We start from the raw sequence: 22,842 nt of genomic DNA on the forward strand, positions 1-22,842 counted from the left end.
AGTAAGTATTACTACTTAAGTTTATTTTATATAAATTATACTTATTTTTANAGCTAATAAATCATTACTATTTTAATTAATATAAATAGTTTTACTTATAATCATAGAATATTGATATCCTATAATTATATATCTTATTTAACTCTTCTCTTATAAAATTTCCCAATTTGCTATTTGTTAATTCATAAATATATATTAAATTTGTTATATAAATTATTTATCTAGCAAACTTACTTATCTACTTTCATTTTTAAAGTTTTAATTTTTATTATAACTTAACATTTATCTATTAAAAAATACTTAAATCTAACTCTTCTGATAAATCTTTAATTATATGTAATCCTGATAAGCTATTTCCTTTCTCATCTAATGATGGTCCATATATTCCTATTCCATATCTCCTAGGAACAGTAGCTAAAATGCCTCCACCTACTCCTGATTTTGCTGGTATCCCAACATGAACTGCAAATTCTCCCGATGCATCATACATTCCACAGGTAACCATAATAGTTTTGACAATTCTACATACCTCTCTAGACATTATTCTTTCATTACTCCAAGGGATAACACCATCATTTGCAATCACAGATCCGAATCTAGCCAAATCTCTTGCACTTACTTCTATAGAGCACTGCTTAAAATATAAATCTAATATTTCCTCTACATCTCCATCTAATATTTTAGTACTTTTCATAAAATATGCCAAAGCTCTATTTCTATCTCCTGTTTCTTTTTCTGATAAATATACTCTTTTATTTATTGATATACTATCATTTTTAGTAACTATTTTTATAAAATTTAATATTTTATTAAGTTTTTCATTTATATCTTTTCCATTTATTAAAGATGTTGTTACTATTGCACCAGCATTAATCATAGGATTATAAGGTCTTCCCGAATCCCTTACCTCTAAATTTACTATAGAATTAAACCCCATTCCTGTAGGCTCAACATTAACTTTTTAAATACATTATATCTCCCATTATCTTTAAGAGCTAAAATTAATGTTACGACTTTTGATATACTTTGAATAGTAAATCTTTTATCGCACTCTCCAGCATAAAACTCTTTTCCGTTTAAATCTACTAGACATATCCCTAAGTCATTTGGGTTAGCCTCTAATAAAGCTGGTATATATGATGCAAGTTTTCCATTGCTTCCATACTCCCTATTTTTATCAACTAATGTATTTAACAAATTAAACATATATATCACCTCTTTATGTCCTTCATTTATGAAAATCTCTTTATATCTAAGTATTTATATTATATATATGTTTTAATTAATAATCTACATAATTATTACTCATAAGGTAATTTGAAGTATAAAAATTTTAACTAGACTATCTTACTATATTATGGCAAAATAAGTGATATAACTTAGAAAATAGAGGTGATTTCATGGATATGAAGAATATGTTAAAGAAATATGCTACCCTTGCTGTTAAAAAGGGAGTTAATCTACAAAAAGATCAAGTTTTGCTTGTTAATTCTCCAATAGAATGTGTAGATTTTTCAAGAGCTATAGCTGAAGTTGCTTACAAGGAAGGGGCAAAAGAAGTTGTGGTTCACTATAGTGATCAAAGTTTACAAAAACTTAAACTTGAATATGCATCTATGGATACGCTAAAAGAAACACCAAACTGGATAGCTGAATCATATAATTCTTATGCTAAACAAGGTTGTGCAGTTATTTCAATTTCTGCTTCAGACCCAGATGCATACAAAAATATTCCAATGGATAAAATAGCTGCTTTCCAAAAAAGCCGTCAATTAGCTCTAAAGGAATACTACGATTATTCAATGTCAAATAAAATTCGTTGGACAGTAGTTTCTGTTCCTACTGAAGCCTGGGCATTAAAAGTATTTAAAAATTCTAACTCAGAAGAAGCTGTATCTAAACTTTGGGATGTTATATTTAATGTAGTTAGATTGAATAGTGATGATCCTATTGAAGCTTGGAATGAGCATAACAATAATATTAGTAAGAATTTAAACTTTTTAAATTCTAATAAATTAAAAAAACTTCATTATAAAAACTCTATAGGTACTGATTTAACTATAGAATTACCTGAAGATCATATTTGGCTTGGTGGTTCAGAAAAATGTGCTGCTGGAATAGAATTTAATGCTAATATGCCAACTGAAGAAGTTTATACATTACCTAAAAAAACTGGTATTAACGGTACTGTAGTCTCATCAAAACCTTTAAGTTATGGTGGAAATTTAATAGATGATTTTTCTTTAACTTTTAAAGATGGAAAAGTCATAGATTTTACTGCTAAAGAAGGGTTTGAGACATTAAAAAATTATTAGATAGTGATGATGGAGCTAAATATTTAGGTGAGGTGGCATTAGTTCCTTATGATTCACCTATTTCAAATTCTAATTTAATTTTTTATAATACTTTATTTGATGAAAATGCTGCTTGTCATTTAGCTTTCGGAAAAGCTTATCCAACTTGTATAATTAATGGAGAAAATTTAAGTGATGAAGAGTTATCAAAAAAAGGGGCCAATGATTCTATAATTCATGTTGATTTTATGATAGGAACTAAAGATTTAGATATTACTGGATATACTGAAGATAATACAGAAATTAAAATATTTACTTCTGGAAATTGGGCTTTTTAATTTCTTTAATATATAAAAGTCTTCAATCATATATTTATATTGTTAATATAAATTTACATATTTATTTCAAAGTGATTAATATTACTTTTATATGTAAATAATGTAGATAATTTATATACTATATATGAAAGGGGTTTTTTTATGAGATTAAAGGAGGATAAAATGGTTAAGGTTTTAATATTAGGTGGAAGTGGCTTTGTTTCTCAGGCCCTTGCTAAATACCTAATTAAGCGTGGCTATGAAACTGATATTCTAACTAGGGGAATAAAAGAAGTTAATTATTTAGGCTTTAGAAATCATATAATTTGCGATAGAAAAGATAAGAAGTCCTTAAAGTCTTCTTTAAAAAATAAAAATTATGATGTGATTTTTGATATATCTGCTTATTCTAAGGATGATGTAGAAATATTATTTTCATGTATAAATCCATCTTCATTGAAGCGCTATATATTTTGTTCATCCGCTGCAGTATATATCCCTACTAATAGAAATATTAAAGAAGATGCTGATAAAGGTGAAAATTCTACTTGGGGTATATATGGATATAATAAACTTCAAGCTGAATCTTATATAAATGAATTAATATTAAAGGAAGATTTACATGCAACAATTTTCAGACCTACTTATATTTATGGGGAAGGAAATGATTTATATAGGGAATGTTACTTCTTTGATAAATTAGAAAATGAAGATATAATACTAGTTCCAGATGATGATGTAAAAGTTCAATTTATCCATATACAAGATTTAGTTAAGGCTTTTGAATGTGCTATCTATAACGATAATGACAGAAGAGCTTATAATTTAACTAGTCCAAATTTATACTCTTTTGAAGAAATTATAAATCTTTGTGCCTGTATCTTAAATAAGAAGGCTAATATAAAAAAAGTTCCTATTTCTAATTTAGATGTTAGAAGCTATTTCCCTTTTAGAAATACCAACTTTAATCTAAATATAAAGGATTTAAGGGAAAATGGATTTCATTTACCTGTTATATATCTAAAAGAAGGATTAGAAATGTCCTATAAATGGTATAGTGATGAACGACCGATTTATAGAGATTATAAGCTTGTAAAAGCATTATAAATCACAAAAAGTTTCAGCCTATAATGACTGAAACTTTTTTGTAATTACTTTATAGAATCATTGCTTTCTTTATATCTTCTTTTTATTTCAAGTTCTAAAGCTTCTCTTATTCCCTCAAGTTTATTTTTCATTTTTTTCTTTGCAGTAATTTTCTCAAATAATAATGTTAATGATGAAGAAAAAGCATATATTTCCTGACTTTCACTTAATGATATTTCTGTAGAACTTGAATCTATTCCCTTAAACTCATACCTAGAAACATACTTATCTTTATTAATTGTATTTGTAACTTCATATAAATTATCTTTTTCAAAGCCTGTTATAGTAGTTACCATTTCAATTTTTTGCTTTCCTACTGTTTTTACTACTTTTTTATAGCTAACTTCTGTTGGATTTTTGTCATTAAATTTAGGTATTTGTTGTTTATTTAAATCTATAAATACCTTAAAGACCTTTTCTATTGGATAATTTATTATAATATTTCCTTTATAAATACTCATATCAAATCCCCCACTTTCTTATAATAATATTATTACATCTTTTCTAATAAATTTCTATAATAAATTAAATGATTACACAACTTGTCTATACCAATTTAAATTCACTTCTATTAAACTAAAAACCCTCTGTTAAAACAGAAGGTTTCCAATAATATTATATGATTTATTAATTATCTTCACTTCTTGGCTTATTTTTGCCAAGTTTTCTAGATTCTTTTGAATAACCTACTTCATCAGCAGTTTCCATTTGCATTTTTTTCAATTCTGACTTAGTTTTTTGACCTGATTTTTTATTATTTTTTGAATTTTTATTATTCTTATGTGCCATATAAAACACCTCCTCATGATAGTTTGAAATTATTAAGGTGTTTTTATTCTAATGACAAGTAATTAAATTTTATTTATCTTCGTATATTATATTATCACAATTTATATTAGCTTTTTCTATATCAGATTCTGATTTTATTGTCCATCCTAAAATAGGCACATTTCTATTACGTTGAACTTTAACTATAGATTTTGGCAAACAATCAATTTCATATGATATAAATGCTGGCTTACTTTCAAAATTTAACAACAAATTTTTCAATAAAAATTTCTTATACCAAACTAAATCGGAGTCTTCAAAGGATCCTGAAAGTTGTCCCCTAGCTATTTCTGGGGCATTTTTCTTAAACCAAGATAATACAAATGGATTAAATGCCTGAACAGCCATATCTCCTTTATAAGTTTTTATAATATTATATATTTCACTTTCAAGTACTCCTACTTTATCTTCATTTTTCACCTCTATAAGTACTGGTACTTTCCCATCAACAAGTTCTAACACTTCTTTTAATGTTGGTATATACTCTTTTGTATTTAAAAGTTTTAAGTCTAGAATATCAATATAATTTAATTCATTTACATCCTTATTTGCGCCCGTCATTCTTTCCAAATTATAATCGTGGAATACTACTACTTCATTATCTTTACTTAATTGTACGTCCAATTCAATTGCAACATTATTTTCTATAGATTTCTTAAATGCCTTTAATGAATTTTCTGGTATATCCTCATTATTATACAATCCCCTATGGGATATTTTATATTTTTATCCAGTCTAAACTTCCATCTTCTATTGGAGTTGCTTTTGTTAATATAAAGATTCCCATGCTAAACAATAAAACCACTCCTAAAATAATTAATAAAATTATAATTGCTTTCTTCTTCATAAATATTCTCCTAACTCAAATTTGAACCATTAATTCCCATAATAATAATTATACCATTTTCTTGTATAAAAAAAGTAGCTATCTAAAATATTATACTTTAGATAGCCTTTATTAACTTCAAATAATTTATTGTAATTTATATAAATTTTCTAATCTCACTCTTATAGATTTTATAAATTCATCTGAATTATTTACTTTTATGTTCTCTAAATTTGAAAGGATAGCTAAATCCTTTGTCATACATCCATCATCTATTGTTTGTATTGATGCTTTCTCTAAATTATCAGCAAACTTAATCAATTCCTCTATATTATCTAGCTCGCCTCTTTTTCTTAAAGCACCTGACCAAGCAAATATTGTTGCTATTGAATTAGTTGATGTTTCTTTTCCTTCTAAATGATTATAATAATGCCTTTGAACAGTTCCATGAGCTGCTTCATATTCGTAATCCCCATCTGGAGAAACTAATACTGAAGTCATCATCGCAAGAGATCCAAAAGCTGTTGCTACCATATCACTCATCACATCACCATCATAATTTTTACATGCCCATATATACCCTCCATTTGATTTTATTACTCTTGCTATAGCATCATCAATCAACGTATAGAAGTATTCTATGTTCATTTCATTAAATTTACTCTTATATTCCTTTTCAAAGATATCCTGAAAAATGTCTTTAAACGTATGGTCATATTTTTTAGAAATAGTATCTTTTGATGCAAACCATAAATCTTGTTTTGAATCAATTGCAAAATTAAAACAACTTCTAGCAAAACTTTCTATAGATTTATTTAAATTATGCATACCTAGTATTACTCCATCACCATCAAAGTCATGAATAAGTTCCTTCTTTTCTTCCCCAAATTCATTAGTAAATACCAATTCAGCCTTTCCTTTGCCTTCAATCTTCATTTCAACATCTCTATATACATCACCATATGCATGTCTTGCTATAGTTATTGGTTTTTCCCATGTTCTTACATAAGGTTTAATAGAATCCACTATTATTGGTGCTCTAAAAACTGTACCATCTAAAATTGCTCTTATAGTCCCATTTGGACTTTTCCACATTTCTTTTAAATTATACTCTTTAACTCTTTCTGCATTTGGTGTAATTGTAGCACACTTTACACCTACACCATATTTTTTTATTGCTTCTGCTGCTTGTACTGTAACTTCATCATTAGTTTCATTTCTATACTCTAATCCTAAATCATAGTATTCTGTTTTTAAATCAATAAATGGATTTAACAATTCATCCTTTATCATGCCCCATAAGATTCTTGTCATTTCATCTCCATCCATCTCAACTAATGGTGTTTTCATCTTTATTTTATCCATGTTTAGCCCCCCATTGTATAAATTTTTAATAAGATAATTATACATTACAAACTAGCTTTTTACAATTACGTTTTATTTAGCCTCTAATTACATACTAAAAAAAACTCCTACTTATAATAATTTATTACTTTCATCGTTATAAGCAGGAGTTCATTATATTCAGTTTACACAAATTTACTTATGGTGTTGTATTGAAGTAAGATTTCACTATTATAATTTTGTAGATATTCATTCCTAATTACTTTTTATTCTACTATATTATAAACTTCTAAATTATTTGTTCCGTTATAATGTTCATCCTCTACAATTGATCTTATATAAAATGTTTTCCCATTATTTGCCCAACCTTCAAATATTTTATGATGTCTTTCCTCTGTATTAGTAACTATATTGGTGATATTTGTAACTTCTAACTTATCATTGATATTTGCAATACTTAAAGTATTATTCCGTTTTTCATCTTTTTCTAACGCAGGTTTCAAACTGCTTATGATAACTTTATCTTTATTTTCACTTATATGAAATTCGAAGAATGTACCACTATCTACATCTACAATTTTTGTAAGTTTTTTGTTATCTATATCATAATTCCAAATTCCATTTTTACCTTCTGCAAAGCCTGAAAATAATATTCTACCATTTTCATAAAGCATTTCTCCTCTAGTATCAATTTCAATACCATCATCATCTGACAATATTTTAGTGAACTTATTATTCTTAATATATCCTATAGTATTTTTTGTATCATGCTCTTGAGTTGGATCGAAATCATCTGAATAGTATCCTTCTACATACTGATAGTTAACATAAATTCTCTCTCCATCTACTCCTAATACTTCTCTTAATCCCCCATCTTTATCATTATGTCTTAATTCCTTTGGAATAACATAATATTTTTCGTTTGGGATATCTATTAAAGCAAATTTTTGTTCTTTCTCACCTCCCACTAATACTACATCTATAGTACCATTTCTGTAAGAATCATGAACATCATAAAGTAGATTGCCTTGTTCTTCAACTAACTTAGTATATACAGCTAATTCTTCTAATTCGCCATCCTTATTAATAGCATATACTTTATTATCCCTTTTTATCTTATTTGAATAAATTCCATTATGAGAATTAGCGGAATATGATTCCCCTTCAAGATTTTTATAAGTCCAATTAACTTTATTATCGCTGTCTAACTTACCAATGCTTACTTCTCTAATAACATCATTTTCATTCTGATAAATAAGTTGAATAATATTTTCCTTTATATAAGCCATTCTATAAATAGCTCCAGTATCCGGAAGTTCTATTTCTGCAACCTTTTTAATTTGAAAATCTTCATTTTTCTTGTCTTTTGTATTCTCATCAATAATAATCTTTTCTGTTCCTAATACTACATTTTCACTACTATCCTTCGAACATCCTATTGGTATCATTATCATTACTATGACAAGTAATAATACTAAATATTTTGTTTTCATATTAATTCCTCCAATCACTATATATACTCATTATAATAATTAGTTATTATTGGAATAATATTAAGATGTTTCTAAAGTGTTAAAATGTGTAAATTTTACGGTAAATTTAGATCTATTTCCATCTACATCTACTTCTATTGTTGCATTATGCGATTCTGCTATATTTTTGCAAATATATAAGCCTAATCCATGAGAATTTTTCTTGTTTTTCCTACTATCATCAACTTTAACAAATGGTTCAAATATTCTTTCCTTCTTCTCGATTGGAATAACCTTTCCTTCTGATAAAACTGAAAAAATCGTATGTTCATTAATATTTTTCAATTCAATAATTATTTTACTATTATCATTTGAATACTTTATTGCATTTTCTACTAAGTTATTTACTAATATATATAAATATTGTTTATTGCCCTTTATACTAATATCATTTGTTTGATTAATTATTTCTAATGACTTTTCCTTTACACTTATTAAATTAGTTTGTATTATATCATTTAAAATAAATTTTAAATTAACATTTTCAAAGGAGTAATCCTCTAAGTCACTTATTTGCTTTGAAATCTCTAAAAGTGTACCTACTAACTCATTCATTCTATTAGCCTCAAAAACAATTCTTTTTATAGCTATAGCCTTAAATTCCTCATCTTGAAAATTATCTTCACTTAATATTTGTGCATATCCTGAAATACTAGTAATTGGTGATTTTAACTCATGAGTTATATTTCTAAATATATTTTTTTCTTGCTCATCCTTCTTTTTTAACTTTTCACTCATTGAATTAAATGAGTCAACCAGAACTCCTACCTCGTCATTTGAAGTAATATCAATTTTGGAAGGATAACTACCTTTTCCTACTTCTGAAACTTTATTCTTAAGAAGTATTAAAGGATTAACTATCTTTGATGATAAAAAATATATCGAAATTAGTATAATTAAGAAAAGCCCAGCAAATATATAATTAACTAATTCATTTATGTTTTGATTTCTTATATACTCCTTTTCGTAGTTATTGGCTAACATCATAACCCCTATAGCTTGTTTATCCTTACCATATATTAAGTAACTTACTTTTCCAATAATACCATTAGACCTTCTTTCAATATCTATAATAGCCTTATTATCTTTAACTATCTTCAAGGTTTCTTCTGATATTCCATATACATTTAAGTCTAATTCGCTTTCATTAACTGTTCCTTTTAATAATAAGTTACCATCTAGGTCATATAATGCTCCTTGGCAATAAACTCTGTTTAAAATAAAGTTAATTACACTATTATTTAAATCACTTACTGTCATTTCATTTTTATAAATATTATTTATGGCTAAATAATCATTTAAACTGCTAAATGAAACCTCATAATTTTTCTCCATATCATTTGTGATATACTCTTTAAAATTTCTATAGAAAAATTTATTTAATATTATATTGGAGATAAATATTAATACAATAAAAATTACAGATAATACTATTCCATATTTACGCCTTATTGTTAGCATCACTTTCTTTCAACATATAACCCACTCCAAAAACTGTTTCTATGTTAATCTCCTTTTTTAACTTTTGTCGTAATCTTGTTATATGTACATCTATAGTTCTTGTATCTCCAATAAAATCATATCCCCAAACTAAATTTAATAACTCATCTCTTGAATAAACTCTATTTTTATTTTTGACTAAAAATAATAAAAGATCAAATTCCTTTGGTTTAAGTTTTATTTCTTCGCCATTACATTTTACAATTCTACTCTGTTCAGAAATACTAATATTTCCACTAGAAACATTTTCTTTATTCTTTTGATTTGTAATTTCTTTTTTTCTTCTTAAAGCCACTCTAATTCTTGTTATTACTTCTCTAATATCAAAAGGTTTCGTAATATAATCATCAGCGCCTAATTCAAGACCAAGAATCTTATCTGTAATATCAATTCGTGCTGTAATCATAATTATAGGTATTTTATAATTTGTAATTTCTTTACAAATAGAAAATCCATCTATATCACCTAGCATAATATCTAATAATATTAAATTTGGTTTAAATGTTTGTATATCATCTTCTACTCTTAATCCATTATCATTTATTTTAACTTTATATCCTTCTCTAGTTAATGAAAATCTTAATATCTGACTTATATCTTCATCATCTTCAATTATTAATATATTTTCTCTCAAAGTATCACCTCTTTTATTAACATTATATATTCTTTTCTAATTTTTTACTAGTTTTCTAATTTTCACAATACTTTTAAGAGAATTTCAATCTTTAATTTTTAATTATTTTGAATTGAAAGTTCAACAATAACAATTTTATCTTTATATTCTTGTATAGTTTATACTATGTTATATCTGAAAAGGTAATAAAAAAATTGATATCAGAATTATAGCAAACATTATCTGCAAGAATCCTACTAGTGCCCCATATAATATTGCTTTGGGCCCTTGTTTCATTAAATCTTTTATCTTGACCCTCATTCCTATTCCTGCCAGTGCTATAACTTCAAAATTACCGCTAATCCATTTAAACATAGATGATATAAATTGAGGCACAACCCCTACAGTATATAATATACAAATTATAAAAAAGCCATTAATAAACCAAGGAACATTTAGTTTTCTTTTTTTTATATGTTTTTCCTTGATATTTTCTTCTCTAATAATTTCATTATTTAGTTTTTCTTCCAAAAATTCATCTCTAGAGAAGTCTATTTTTTCATAAAACAATACTACAACTACTAATAATATAATCCTTATTATTTTAAATACTGTTGATAATTTTACTACATCATCTGAAATAAATTTTGCTGAGCCTATTACTTGTCCAACTGATTGTAAGATACCACCAATCATTGCTGATGTCTGAAATATTTCATTCTTATATAAATTTGCGGTTATTAAAGGTAATAAAATCATTAAGACAGTACCTACAATATTTACTATTGTTATAGATATTACCTTATCAGAATTCTTAGCCTTAATAACTGCAGATGTTGCACCTATTGCAGATGAACCACAAACTGCATTTCCTGATGCCATAAGTAAACAATATTTTCTATTGAATTTTAGTTTCCTACCTATCCAATATGTTATTGTAATTGTTAAAATCATTTGTAAGATAATAAATATAAGTCCATTGAATCCAAGCTGTAATATTTCATTCAAATTCAAATTAGCTCCCATAAGAACTATAGAGTAATTTAAAAGATCCTTTTCTGCAAACTTAGTACCATTTTCATATTTATTTTCTTTAAATATAGTGTTTCCTAACACTATTCCTATAAATATAGCAAAGCTTGCTGCTCCTATTGTTGAAAATTTCCACCTAATATTTTTGAAATAGCACTTATAATTAAACAAACTAATAATCCAGGTATTATACTTATAACTTTCTTCATAATATATTCACCTCAAAATCCATATAACTATTATTATGAATCCTATTATAGATAACTTTTTTTGAAAGGTGAAATATCATTATTTTATAATAACAATAGGTTTTTACTTATATATATTTTTTATCTTTAGTATAATTTACAAATAAATTCATGTTTTTTGAAATAAATTTATCCTTATGTATTATTAAATATAAATCTCTTTCAATTTTTCCTTCTTTTATTCTAAAACTAAATAATTTTCCTAAATTAATTTTATCCTCTATAACTCTATATGAAACGCATCCCACACCTAAATTTGCCTCAACAGTTCTTTTTATTGCTTCTGTATTTCCTAATTCTAAAAAGGTATTAAATTTTATTTTATTCTTTTTCAGAAAACCTTCTGTATGTTCTCTTGTCCCACTTCCCCCTTCTCTCATAATTAATCTTTGTTCCTCTAGTACTATTCCTGGAACTATTTCAAAATTTCTTAAGTTGTTTTTATCTCCACATATAAATACTAACTCATCTTTCCATACAACTTCTTTTATTATTTCATTACAATAAATTTCTCCTTCAACAAATGCAAAATCTATTTTATTTTCAAGAATCAATTTCTCAATATTTTTTGTATTTTCAATTATTAGAGATATTTCAATATCTTTAAACTCACTAGAAAAGTCTTTAATTATTTCTGGAAGTATATATATTCCTATAGTGGTACTTGCACCTATACTAATTTTACCTTTTCTACTATATGTGAATTCTCTTAAGTTTTTAACACCTTCATCATATAAATTCAAAATTCTTCTTGTATAATTTAAAAAAGTTTGTCCCTCATGAGTTAAATATAGCTTTTTCCCTATTCTATCAAACAGCTTTACACCTAGCTCTGCTTCTAACTCATTTATACTTTGACTAATTGAAGGTTGGCTTATATACATTTCTTTTGCTACTTTTGTCATATTTAAATATCTAGCAGTTTCATAGAATATCTTAAGCTTTCTAAAGTTCACAATATCCCCCCCTTGTTTTAAATAGAAGAACTCAGCAATTGCTGAGTTCTAAAATAACTATTTACTTATATCTTCATATTCTACATCTATTACTTCATTAGAAGAATCATCAATCTTAGTTGAATTTTCATCACTAAAATTAGAGTCAAATTCTGAAGTATAATTAGTATTGTTTGAGTTTCTACCAATTTTACCTGAAAAATATTTGCTTATTTTTAATATAACATAAAGAACTACTATAATAGGTAAAATCCATATCAAAAGTTGAATAGCTACAGATGCAACTAATCCAATTATTAAAAAACTACCTATTATGTATAACCCTGTTTTTAATCCACTATTCATAATAAACTACCTCTTTATTTCATATTGTTATTTTCCACTACTATGAATATATTATACCACAGTAATAAAGTCTTTTCAATAAGAGATAACCAATATTTCTTTAAAAGGTTTGTTATACCTTATAGTTTTTTGTTATATAGATTTATTTTTTTTTGCAACTTTTGGTAAAATAGCTCCTAATCCCAATAAAACTAAAATTGTTAATACAGTAAGAGAGATTTGGAACCACCAAGCACTTGAATATGTTTCTACTCCTTTTGGGAACATCCCCATTATACAAGCAAATGCTGTAAAGAAGAAACACCAAATTCCAAATCCCAATGCTATACTCTTGTTTTTTACAAACTTGTACTCTGAATTAAACTTGTCTGAAAGTTTTTTAAGCATTATAAACGCTAAGAATACCCATAAATATCTTAATGGCATTACTACTGAGTTAAGCTTTAATAACCAATCAAATAAAGCATTCATATCTCCGATTCCTAAAGCTGGAACCATAATTAATATACCAACTAAAATAGCTGTCATAAGATATCCATTTATAGGAGCTCCGTATTTATTAGTTTTAGTTAATTTTTTTGGTATATAATTTTTATCAGCATCTCCAATTAAAACTTTAAGAGGAGCATCTATTGAAAATACTAATGCTGATATTTGTGCAAGCATATTAGCTATTGCATACACTATTAAGAATGTATTTCCTAATCCATAATATTCACCTAACATTTTAAATGCATAATATTGACCATTCATCATTAGATCTTTTGGAATATTATTTGCATCAAACATCATTGCCATAGCCATTGAGCCAAGTAAAGCTGAGACAGCAACCATAGCTGCTAAAATTATCATACCCCTTGGAAACTCCTTGCTTGGCTTATTCATATTATTTACATATGGAGAAATTTTTTCAGCTCCTCCAACTGCAAAAACTAACATTGATAATGTTGTAAAATATGTGAAGTCAAATTTAGGTATAAGTGATTGTATTGTTATATTGGTAGTAGCTATCTCTACTCCTCTTATAGCAGGTGCTGCTACCATTAATAAGATATATAACATAGACATTACAAATACAGAAGTACCTGCTATAGTCCCGATTTTCTTTAAAGATGTAACCCCTCTAGATGCTACCCATAAGAATACTAAAAATACAACTAGTGTTAAACTTTGTGCTACAAGTGTATTCATATTATTTATAAAAGTTCCATCTTGTTTTACAGCCCATCCAAGAGCTATTAAAACTGCCTGTGGCTTTTGAGCTAAATAAGGTACATGTACTACCCAATAAGTCCAGCCTGCAAAATATGCTAAAGTTGGACCCATGGTTTCTCTAATCCATGTACTTACTCCTCCTTTTCCATCTTTAAAAGTTGATCCAAGTTCCCCTACCATCAAAGCATATGGAACGAAATATAAACCAATTATTAATATCCATGATACAACTACAGTTAATCCTTGATTTGCAAAATTATTTACTACATTTCCAAATCCCCAAACTGATACAAAAGCCATTAATGCCAGATTGTACCACCTAATTTTTTTAGCGTCTTCTCCCATAACGCGCCTCCTTAAAATATTAAGTATTAAATCATTAATCCATAATTATTTTACCAACACCAGTATCTTCCGACAATAATAAATATTTTTTTCATTTACATATTTTTATTATATTAACATTTTTTAATCTTTTATTGATAATATTAATTTTTTATTATTTTTTCATAATATATTATTATAATTCCCTAAAAACTCTTATCATATTATAAAATGTATAAATTAGAATCACTATTTTGAAAACAATAAAAACTATAAAGTTTTATTTCTTTATAGTTTTTATAAAGCTATTTTATTATTTATATCATAAACTTCAAGACAAATACTGCTCCTACTACTATAGTTGGAATAGTTAGTTCTTTATATTTTCCTGTAAATAACTTAAGTATTATATATGATAAAACTCCAAATACCATTCCATCTGAAATACTATAAGCTAGAGGCATCATTATTATAGTTAAAAATGCAGGTAGCGCTTCTGTCCAATCCTCTAAATCTATTTCTTTAATAGGTTCTAACATAAATAAGCCTACTAATACTAAAGCACTACATGTTACTGCTGATGTAATAACTCCAAATAAAGGTGCAAAGAATAGTGCTAATGTAAACATAATTGCTGTTGATACTGCTGTTAATCCAGTTCTTCCACCTTCCGCAACCCCAGCAGCACTTTCAACGAATGTGCTTACTGTACTAGTTCCAAGACAAGCTCCTAAAGTAGTTCCAATTGCATCTGATAAAAGTGCCTTCTTAATATTTGGAACTTTTCCTTCACTATCTAACATCTTGGCTTTTGTTGCAACTCCAACTAGTGTTCCTATTGTATCAAACATATCCATAAATAATAATGTAAATAAGACAATTAGCATGTCTATTGAAAATATATTATGCCATTCAAATTTCATAAATACAGAACTAATTGATGGTGGGGCACTTATAATGGCATCTGGTAAATTTGTTATTCCCATTGGAATACCTATTATAGCTGTTATTATCATTCCTATAAATAATGCACCTTTAACATTCCTCGCCATTAATATTCCTGTTATAACTATTCCTATAATTGCAAGTAACGCTGGCCCTTTTGTTATATCTCCAAGTGATATTAATGTTCCCTCACCTTTAACAATAACGCCTGCTCCTTCAAGTCCTATAACAGCTATAAATAAACCTATTCCAACTGAGATGGCCTTTTTAATATTTTCTGGTATAGAATCAACTATCGCTTCACGAACATTAAAAGCAGTAAGTAAAATAAATATTATACCTTCTAAAAATACGGCTGTTAATGCAAACTGAAATGAGTATCCCATTCCAATAACTACCGTAAATGCAAAGAAAGCATTTAATCCCATACCTGGTGCTTGAGCAAACGGAAGCTTAGCATATACTCCCATTATTAGGGTTGAAATAATTGCTGAAATTGCAGTTGCTGTAAATACAGCCCCACTATCCATTCCTGCTTGTGAAAGTATTGAAGGGTTAACTATTAATATATATGCCATAGTCATAAATGTAGTTATTCCTGCTATAATTTCTCTTTTTATATTTGATCCACTTTTAGTTATACCAAAATAATTATCAACCATTCCATCATTTTTAAATATTGTTTTCATTTTATCCCTCTTTCGTATTATTTTATAAATCCCTGAACTATAATACACTAAATTCCGACAAAATCCAAGTATAAAACGAATATTATTAATATTTTTTATAATATTTTTTGTGATAACATTTTCTTAACTACACTTTTTTATTTTATCTATTATTATAATTCGTAATTAATACTTTAATTCACAAATATAATTTTAGTAAACTTCCAATTTACTAAATAATAATATAGCACCTAAAAAGTAATAAAAAAGTCATGAAAAAAGCCCCGCATAAAGCCATTTGCTAAACACGGGACTAATTTATCTATTTATTTTTCCCCCAATTTTTATCAAATTGGGATGTTTATTTTAAGTATACAACTTAGAGTAGCTTACTTTGAATGTTCTTCAATAGCAACTGCAACAGCAACTGTAGCTCCTACCATTGGGTTGTTACCCATTCCGATAAGACCCATCATTTCAACGTGAGCTGGAACTGATGAGGATCCTGCAAATTGTGCATCTGAATGCATTCTTCCCATAGTATCTGTCATACCGTATGATGCTGGACCTGCTGCCATATTATCTGGATGAAGAGTTCTTCCTGTACCACCACCTGATGCTACTGAGAAGTATTTCTTTCCTTGATCAACACATTCTTTTTTATATGTTCCAGCAACTGGATGTTGGAATCTAGTTGGGTTAGTTGAGTTACCAGTGATTGATACATCAACTCCTTCGTGATGCATTATAGCAACACCTTCTCTAACATCATTTGCTCCATAACATTTAACTTTAGCTCTTGGTCCATTTGAATATGGAACTTCTCTAACTATTTCTAATTTACCTGTGAAGAAATCAAAGTTAGTTTCAACATAAGTAAATCCATTGATTCTTGAAATTATAAATGCAGCATCTTTTCCTAAACCATTTAATATAACTCTTAATGGCTCTTTTCTTACTTTATTAGCCTTTTCAGCTATTTTTATAGCACCTTCTGCAGCTGCAAAACTTTCGTGTCCTGCTAAGAAAGCAAAACATTTAGTTTCTTCTCTTAAAAGCATAGCTCCTAAGTTACCATGTCCTAAACCAACTTTTCTATCATCTGCAACTGAACCTGGAATACAGAAAGCTTGTAAGCCTTCTCCTATAGCTTCTGCTGCTTCTGCTGCTTTTGTGCATCCTTTTTTAATTGCTATAGCAGCACCTAAAGTGTATGCCCACATAGCATTTTCAAAAGCGATTGGTTGAGTAGATTTTACTATATCGTAAACATCTATTCCTTTTTCATCACAAACTGTTTTTGCATCTTCTATTTTACTCATTCCGTATTTTTCTAATACAGGAATGATTTGATTTATTCTTCTTTCATAACTTTCAAATAATGGCATAATACTTTTCCCCCTTCAAACTATTCGTGTCTTGGATCAATAGTTTTAACTGCTTCGTCAAATCTACCATATTGACCTGTTGCTTTTTCCATTGCTTCGTTAGCATCCATTCCTTTAGCAACCATTTCCATCATTTTTCCTAAATGTACAAATCTATATCCAATGATTTCATTATTTGCATCTAAAGCAACTTTTGTTACATATCCTTCTGCCATTTCTAGGTATCTTGTTCCCTTTGCAACTGTTCCGTACATAGTACCAACTTGTGATCTAAGCCCCTTTCCTAAATCTTCAAGTCCAGCTCCTATTGGTAGTCCACCTTCTGAGAAAGCAGTTTGGCTTCTTCCGTAAACTATTTGAAGGAATAATTCTCTCATAGCTGTATTTATTGCATCACAAACTAAATCTGTATTTAATGCTTCTAGTATTGTCTTTCCTGGTAATATTTCTGAAGCCATTGCTGCTGAATGTGTCATACCTGAACATCCTATAGTCTCAACTAATGCTTCTTCAATTATTCCATCCTTAACATTTAAAGTTAATTTACAAGCTCCTTGTTGAGGTGCACACCAACCCACACCGTGAGTTAATCCTGAAATGTCTTTAACCTCTTTAGCTTGTACCCATCTTCCTTCAACAGGAATTGGTGCTGGTCCATGATTTGGTCCTTTGGCAACAATGCACATTTCTTCCACTTCTCTTGAATACATCATATTATATCTCCTCCCTAATTATAGATTGCTATAGTCTTATTATGTTTATAACAATTCGTTAAGTATGTAGACTACAAGTAATCGGGACAAATATAGCCCCTCTGGGTTAAATTTATCCTACATCTATAATAACAGATGTAATAAATCCAAACAATATTATATTATAAAAAATATACCTTTTATGCCATAAAAATTTAATACTTGCCATTCAAATACATTTCTGCTATAATAATTTTTGCAACCAGTCGGCATGGCGGAACTGGCAGACGCACATGACTCAAAATCATGCGGGAAACCGTGAGGGTTCGATTCCCTCTGCCGGCACCAATAATTATAAGAAATGACTTTATCACTAGGTTTAATTACCTTTTGATAAAGTCATTTTTCTTTTATATATATTTATATTTCTTAGCAAATTACTGTATATTTAAATATTTCATGGTCAAAATAATCTTGAAAGGTGGTTATTTTTATGAAAAAATTTATTGTTCTTATTTTAATTTCTTTATTTATAAATTTTAATATTGTTAGAGCAGACCCTCAACTTAGTACTAATATCTTTAAAGAAGGTATATATGATGTTAATTCTATTAATAGATCATTAGGGACTATTACCACAGTTCAAAATATTTCTAAGGATAAAAATCTATACCTTATAGTCTTGGATGATAAGCAAGCTGTAATACAAACAATAAAAATGACACCTAATTCTGCAAAGTATAGATTAAACGACTTAGAACCTAATTTTAAAATGATATTGATTGGAGATGGGGATGCATTCTTATCTTAATTAAATTTATATGTTAATAATCAATTAAAATAAATTCTATATAATATTATAATTACAATATTTATAAAAGGTGGTTATTATAATGAAAAAATTTATCACTATGCTGCTAATATCTTTAACTTTAGCTATTAATATTGTTAAAGCCGAACCTCAAGCTGAACCTATTCTACTTACTGAAGGAGTATATGAAGCAAGTAAATTTGATATTCCTTTAAGTAGTTTAAAATATGTTTCAAATTCATCAAATAATAATTTTGCTTACTTTATTATTTTTAATGATGATGAAACTATTCTGCAATCAATAAAATTATTACCTAATTCACCTAAGTACGAATTGTACCCACTATCATCTCATTATAGAATAGTAATAATAGGAAATGGTTCGGTTGTTTTATCATAAAATTTTTATTTTTAAAAAATGAGTGAGTAATCTATCTTTAGACAACTCACTTATTATTATTTTTATATAAACATAAATACTTCTATTTAATTAAGAGTTAATTTTATAATTTTATCATCATTTATATTTGGATTTCCTCTTCCATCTCTGTTGTTTGTTGTTATATAAATTGATCCATCTTTTGCTTCAACAACTTCACGTAACCGTCCAAATTCATTTTTCATTATAGATTCAACATTTGTAACCATTGTTCCTTCTTCATTTAATGAAATACTAAGCAATTGACTTCCTCTTAAATTTGCAACTAGCAATCTACTTTTCCAAGGCCCTTGACTTATAAATGTAATACCTGAAGGAGCCCAAGTTTCTTCTCCACTTTGTATTAAAGGCTTTTGTGATAAAATATTATTTGATACCTCATTTCCCTGTACTATAGGCCACCCATAGTTTATTCCTGCCTTTATAATATTTATTTCATCATGAGCTGCTTGTCCATGCTCTGCTTCATATAATATGCTATTTGAATTCCATGCTAAACCTTGAGGATTTCTATGTCCTAAAGAATAAATAGATGAGTTAATAATTGGATTATCTTTAGGAATACTTCCATCTAATTCAACTCTTAATATTTTTCCTGCTAAACTCGTTAAATCTTGTGCTAAATTAGGAATTCCAGCATCTCCAGTTGTTATATATAACTTTTTATCTGGACCTATCTTCAGCCTTCCACCATTATGAATTCTCCCACCTGGAATTTTATCTAAAATTACTTTATCAATAAATGCTTTATTATTATTTTCAATTAATCTAACTACTTTATTATAAACTTTATTGTCTTCTAAATATGAATACATTACATATATATAGTGATTTTGTAAGTAACTTGGGTCTAAAACTACTCCCATCAATCCACCTTCGCCTCTGCTTATGAAAGGTTCTTTTAATGTAATTACTGGGTTAAAATTAAGATTACCATTTTCAATTACCCTAATACTTCCAATTCTTTCAGTAAAATATAACTTTCCTTCATCACTTATATCAATTGCCCAAGGTATGTTCAAATTCTCTGCTATTACTTCTACTTTATAAGGGAATTTTTCTGAAGGAGATATACTTGTTTTAGCATTTGTTAAATTTCGTGACATCATATCAGACAAAAGACTGTAGATTATTCTTTTCATACCATTGTCCTCCAATCATAAAAAAATATCATAGTATAAACATTCACTTTGTTTATACTATGATATTTTTATTAAAATGCTCCTTTTAAGTTTTTTAAAAGTTATATAAAATAGATTCTAATTATATTTATTTTTTATTCCTCTGTATTAGGCTTAACTTCTTGATTCTCTTCAGTATTTGTGTTGTTCTCTGGATTTTTCTCATCGTCTGGCTTTGATTCATTTTCATTAGTATCTGTTTCATCTATTACTTCTTCTTTTTCTGGTTCCTTTTCCTCTTCATTTGAATTTGGATTATTATCTTCATTTATTACCGGCTCTTCATTTTGATTATCATTTATATTATTATAACCGCTCTCATTATTATTTCCATTTATAACAGGGATTGATTCATTATATATTGTTTCATCTGTATTTGTATCTTCTATAATAGCTTCTTCCTTTTTCTTTAATAAATCATTATATAAATTTTCATAAAACAATAAGTCTTTATCAAGATTATTTTCTGTTTTGCTTATATCTATATTAGAATCCAATTCTCTTATTTTATTTTTTAGCAACTTTATCTTTTCCTTTTTTTCATTTTCTAATATTTTATCTTTATTAACATCTCTTTCATTATTAGTTTTATTAGTAGATATTTTTAAAGATAAATTTATTTTATTTATTTTATTAGAATAAATCATACCACTTATAACTACAGCTGCAAAGACTGTTATTAAACCTATACATATTCCTAATTTTATTTTAAAGTTACTATTAATTGTTTTAATTAAGCCTTTAATAAGTTTCATCATCATTACTCCAATTTATATTTTTTAGTCTTATTTACTATATTTTATCAGAATATAGTAAATAATACAAATGAACTAATATACTTTATTAAATACCTATTTTTCAATTATTAAATTTAAATAATAAAATTATTTAATGATAGGTTCAGTTTATTTAAAACTATTTTTTCATTTTCAATTGAATCTCCTAATCCTTTTATAAATTCTTCAATTTTGCACATGTCTGAATTAGTATCTTTTGAATTACTAAGTATATCACTAGTAGAAATAGCTATATTTTCTATTTTCTCTCCTATTTCCCCCATATAAGCAAATATATTCTCTGTTAAGTTGTTAATTTTTATCGATTCCTCTGATAATAGTTTCATATCTTCACCATAAGACTTTGAAATGTCTATTAGTAAATTATAGTCATCTTTAACTTTTGAATTTAAATATTTAACTAAATCTTTTGAATCTCTAGATATATCATTAAATACAGATATAACACTTAATATAGTTTCTTTTACATTTTTTAAATTCAGTTCTGTTTCATCTGATAATTTTCTAATCTCCTCTGCAATTATTGAAAAACCATGCCCACTATTTTCAGCTTTAGCTGCTTCTATTGAAGCATTAATAGCTAATAGATTAATTTGTTTAAAAATAGAATTTATTATTTTCAGCATACTCTCTATTTCTTTTATTATCTTTCCTCTTTCTAAAGATAATTCTATATGCTTAGATTTAGTTTCAAATATATTAAATGCATTTTCTACAGATTTTAAACTCAATTTTTCTATTTGTATTGCTTTTTTACTCATATCATTTGCATTATTAGAATTTTTGATTATTTCTTTACTTATAACCTTAGTAACTGCTATTATCTCCTGTATCTTACATGCTGCAGTTTCACAATCATCATTTAACATCGCAACTTTATCAGATGTATTTAATGTATCTTTTTTAGCTAAACTTATTGTTTTTTTAATTTTATCTGATGAAATTACATTATTCTCACTATTTTCATTACTAGTATAAACCATTTTCTTTGTTTGGTTTAATATATTTTTTATACTTTCTATAGCTAAATTTAATTCTTCTATAACTTCTCCAATTTCATCATTATAATAATCTTTCATTCTATAATTTAGATTTCCTTCACCTAAAGCCTTGGCATATGAACTAATATTTTTCAATTGCCTGCTTAATTTTTCTTTTAACTTAATTAGTAAGAAATATGATAATAGTATAGCTATGATAATCATTATTAAATTTAATACTATTATTATATTAGATTCATCATTATACTTATTAGATAATATATTTACATTCAAACTATGTTTCTTAAGCAATTCACTACTCTTTTCTTCAATTGTAATTTTTTCGTTGGTTATTTCTTTTTTGTAAAATTCATTAGCCTCAATATAATTTTTATTATCTATAATATTAATTAGCTCTTCT

The 22,842-nt window shown here is 27.0% G+C and carries 20 protein-coding genes, 1 tRNA gene and 3 pseudogenes; 5 read left to right on the plus strand and 19 right to left on the minus strand.

Features of this window, described 5'->3' with window-relative positions; all coding sequences use genetic code 11:
• Positions 1 to 289: 289 nt before the first annotated feature.
• Positions 290 to 1,206: pseudogene (glsA, locus tag A500_RS08655) on the minus strand (glutaminase A).
• 194 nt (positions 1,207 to 1,400) lie between these two features.
• On the opposite strand from glsA, the pseudogene A500_RS08660 reads away from it, so the two are divergent.
• Positions 1,401 to 2,632, plus strand: a pseudogene (locus A500_RS08660) (aminopeptidase).
• 141 nt (positions 2,633 to 2,773) lie between these two features.
• Positions 2,774 to 3,718: an NAD-dependent epimerase/dehydratase family protein gene (locus A500_RS08665; RefSeq protein ID WP_016207199.1), complete on the plus strand. Its 945-nt coding sequence runs from the start codon at positions 2,774 to 2,776 to the stop codon at positions 3,716 to 3,718.
• Between the two features lie 44 nt (positions 3,719 to 3,762).
• On the opposite strand, the gene A500_RS08670 is transcribed toward A500_RS08665, so the two are convergent.
• From A500_RS08670 to A500_RS08730, 15 genes and pseudogenes are all read right to left on the minus strand, one after another.
• Entirely contained in the window at positions 3,763 to 4,218 is a 456-nt protein-coding gene (locus tag A500_RS08670; protein WP_016207200.1) for a DUF3284 domain-containing protein, read from the minus strand.
• Positions 4,219 to 4,384: 166 nt separating this feature from the next.
• On the minus strand, positions 4,385 to 4,546 hold the full coding sequence (locus tag A500_RS19935; RefSeq protein ID WP_016207201.1) for a hypothetical protein: 162 nt from the start codon (positions 4,544 to 4,546) through the stop codon (positions 4,385 to 4,387).
• Positions 4,547 to 4,615: 69 nt separating this feature from the next.
• Positions 4,616 to 5,287 carry a glycerophosphodiester phosphodiesterase gene (locus A500_RS08675; RefSeq protein ID WP_016207202.1) on the minus strand — a complete coding sequence of 224 codons (672 nt, stop codon included), beginning with the start codon at positions 5,285 to 5,287 and terminating at the stop codon, positions 4,616 to 4,618.
• 16 nt (positions 5,288 to 5,303) lie between these two features.
• Complete coding sequence (locus A500_RS21685; RefSeq protein ID WP_278245109.1) at positions 5,304 to 5,432, minus strand: hypothetical protein; 129 nt, start codon at positions 5,430 to 5,432, stop codon at positions 5,304 to 5,306.
• Positions 5,433 to 5,558: 126 nt separating this feature from the next.
• The gene (locus A500_RS08680) at positions 5,559 to 6,776 is read right to left on the minus strand and encodes an NADP-dependent isocitrate dehydrogenase (protein WP_016207203.1); all 1,218 of its coding nucleotides are present in this window, start codon (positions 6,774 to 6,776) and stop codon (positions 5,559 to 5,561) included.
• Between the two features lie 245 nt (positions 6,777 to 7,021).
• Positions 7,022 to 8,248 carry a hypothetical protein gene (locus A500_RS08685; RefSeq protein ID WP_016207204.1) on the minus strand — a complete coding sequence of 409 codons (1,227 nt, stop codon included), beginning with the start codon at positions 8,246 to 8,248 and terminating at the stop codon, positions 7,022 to 7,024.
• A gap of 60 nt (positions 8,249 to 8,308) precedes the next feature.
• A complete protein-coding gene (locus tag A500_RS08690; RefSeq protein ID WP_172655010.1) occupies positions 8,309 to 9,622 on the minus strand; it encodes a sensor histidine kinase in 1,314 nt (437 codons plus the stop codon).
• 106 nt (positions 9,623 to 9,728) lie between these two features.
• Complete coding sequence (locus A500_RS08695; protein ID WP_016207206.1) at positions 9,729 to 10,421, minus strand: response regulator transcription factor; 693 nt, start codon at positions 10,419 to 10,421, stop codon at positions 9,729 to 9,731.
• A 168-nt stretch (positions 10,422 to 10,589) separates the two neighbouring features.
• Positions 10,590 to 11,641, minus strand: a pseudogene (locus tag A500_RS08700) (YeiH family protein).
• 107 nt (positions 11,642 to 11,748) lie between these two features.
• Complete coding sequence (locus A500_RS08705) at positions 11,749 to 12,636, minus strand: LysR family transcriptional regulator (protein WP_016207208.1); 888 nt, start codon at positions 12,634 to 12,636, stop codon at positions 11,749 to 11,751.
• Positions 12,637 to 12,693: 57 nt separating this feature from the next.
• Positions 12,694 to 12,981 (minus strand): hypothetical protein, encoded by a 288-nt coding sequence (locus tag A500_RS08710; protein ID WP_016207209.1) that lies wholly within the window; start codon positions 12,979 to 12,981, stop codon positions 12,694 to 12,696.
• Between the two features lie 132 nt (positions 12,982 to 13,113).
• The gene (locus tag A500_RS08715) at positions 13,114 to 14,541 is read right to left on the minus strand and encodes an amino acid permease (protein WP_016207210.1); all 1,428 of its coding nucleotides are present in this window, start codon (positions 14,539 to 14,541) and stop codon (positions 13,114 to 13,116) included.
• 296 nt (positions 14,542 to 14,837) lie between these two features.
• On the minus strand, positions 14,838 to 16,127 hold the full coding sequence (locus tag A500_RS08720; protein ID WP_423219288.1) for an NCS2 family permease: 1,290 nt from the start codon (positions 16,125 to 16,127) through the stop codon (positions 14,838 to 14,840).
• Positions 16,128 to 16,522: 395 nt separating this feature from the next.
• A complete protein-coding gene (locus tag A500_RS08725) occupies positions 16,523 to 17,521 on the minus strand; it encodes a GGGtGRT protein (RefSeq protein ID WP_016207212.1) in 999 nt (332 codons plus the stop codon).
• Positions 17,522 to 17,541: 20 nt separating this feature from the next.
• A complete protein-coding gene (locus A500_RS08730; protein ID WP_016207213.1) occupies positions 17,542 to 18,234 on the minus strand; it encodes an iron-sulfur cluster assembly scaffold protein in 693 nt (230 codons plus the stop codon).
• 244 nt (positions 18,235 to 18,478) lie between these two features.
• On the opposite strand from A500_RS08730, the gene A500_RS08735 reads away from it, so the two are divergent.
• The 3 genes from A500_RS08735 (at position 18,479) to A500_RS08745 (ending at position 19,424) form a co-directional block, all read left to right on the plus strand.
• Positions 18,479 to 18,561 (plus strand) — tRNA-Leu (locus tag A500_RS08735).
• A 145-nt stretch (positions 18,562 to 18,706) separates the two neighbouring features.
• Positions 18,707 to 19,024 carry a hypothetical protein gene (locus A500_RS08740; RefSeq protein ID WP_016207214.1) on the plus strand — a complete coding sequence of 106 codons (318 nt, stop codon included), beginning with the start codon at positions 18,707 to 18,709 and terminating at the stop codon, positions 19,022 to 19,024.
• A gap of 82 nt (positions 19,025 to 19,106) precedes the next feature.
• Positions 19,107 to 19,424 carry a hypothetical protein gene (locus tag A500_RS08745; protein WP_016207215.1) on the plus strand — a complete coding sequence of 106 codons (318 nt, stop codon included), beginning with the start codon at positions 19,107 to 19,109 and terminating at the stop codon, positions 19,422 to 19,424.
• Positions 19,425 to 19,510: 86 nt separating this feature from the next.
• Here the strand turns inward: A500_RS08745 and A500_RS08750 are convergent, their stop codons facing one another.
• From A500_RS08750 to A500_RS08760, 3 genes are all read right to left on the minus strand, one after another.
• A complete protein-coding gene (locus tag A500_RS08750) occupies positions 19,511 to 20,605 on the minus strand; it encodes a PQQ-dependent sugar dehydrogenase (RefSeq protein ID WP_016207216.1) in 1,095 nt (364 codons plus the stop codon).
• A 134-nt stretch (positions 20,606 to 20,739) separates the two neighbouring features.
• Positions 20,740 to 21,405, minus strand: a complete 666-nt coding sequence (locus A500_RS08755; RefSeq protein ID WP_157453632.1) for a hypothetical protein — start codon at positions 21,403 to 21,405, stop codon at positions 20,740 to 20,742.
• A gap of 110 nt (positions 21,406 to 21,515) precedes the next feature.
• The coding region (locus tag A500_RS08760) for a methyl-accepting chemotaxis protein (RefSeq protein WP_016207218.1) at positions 21,516 to 22,842 on the minus strand (1,327 nt) is incomplete at its 5' end.

The sequence above is a fragment of the Clostridium sartagoforme AAU1 genome (assembly GCF_000401215.1).
Taxonomy (GTDB): Bacteria; Bacillota; Clostridia; order Clostridiales; family Clostridiaceae; genus Clostridium; species Clostridium sartagoforme.

Coding starts and splice junctions, on each gene's coding strand:
- A500_RS08690 (WP_172655010.1), bottom strand. CDS start 9,622: ATGGAGAAAAATTATGAGGTTTCATTTAGCAGTTTAAATGATTATTTA.
- A500_RS21685 (WP_278245109.1), bottom strand. CDS start 5,432: ATGAAGAAGAAAGCAATTATAATTTTATTAATTATTTTAGGAGTGGTT.
- A500_RS08680 (WP_016207203.1), bottom strand. CDS start 6,776: ATGGATAAAATAAAGATGAAAACACCATTAGTTGAGATGGATGGAGAT.
- A500_RS08715 (WP_016207210.1), bottom strand. CDS start 14,541: ATGGGAGAAGACGCTAAAAAAATTAGGTGGTACAATCTGGCATTAATG.
- A500_RS08665 (WP_016207199.1), top strand. CDS start 2,774: ATGAGATTAAAGGAGGATAAAATGGTTAAGGTTTTAATATTAGGTGGA.
- A500_RS19935 (WP_016207201.1), bottom strand. CDS start 4,546: ATGGCACATAAGAATAATAAAAATTCAAAAAATAATAAAAAATCAGGT.
- A500_RS08720 (WP_423219288.1), bottom strand. CDS start 16,127: ATGGTTGATAATTATTTTGGTATAACTAAAAGTGGATCAAATATAAAA.
- A500_RS08710 (WP_016207209.1), bottom strand. CDS start 12,981: ATGAATAGTGGATTAAAAACAGGGTTATACATAATAGGTAGTTTTTTA.
- A500_RS08740 (WP_016207214.1), top strand. CDS start 18,707: ATGAAAAAATTTATTGTTCTTATTTTAATTTCTTTATTTATAAATTTT.
- A500_RS08670 (WP_016207200.1), bottom strand. CDS start 4,218: ATGAGTATTTATAAAGGAAATATTATAATAAATTATCCAATAGAAAAG.
- A500_RS08755 (WP_157453632.1), bottom strand. CDS start 21,405: ATGATGATGAAACTTATTAAAGGCTTAATTAAAACAATTAATAGTAAC.
- A500_RS08685 (WP_016207204.1), bottom strand. CDS start 8,248: ATGAAAACAAAATATTTAGTATTATTACTTGTCATAGTAATGATAATG.
- A500_RS08725 (WP_016207212.1), bottom strand. CDS start 17,521: ATGCCATTATTTGAAAGTTATGAAAGAAGAATAAATCAAATCATTCCT.
- A500_RS08750 (WP_016207216.1), bottom strand. CDS start 20,605: ATGAAAAGAATAATCTACAGTCTTTTGTCTGATATGATGTCACGAAAT.
- A500_RS08745 (WP_016207215.1), top strand. CDS start 19,107: ATGAAAAAATTTATCACTATGCTGCTAATATCTTTAACTTTAGCTATT.
- A500_RS08730 (WP_016207213.1), bottom strand. CDS start 18,234: ATGATGTATTCAAGAGAAGTGGAAGAAATGTGCATTGTTGCCAAAGGA.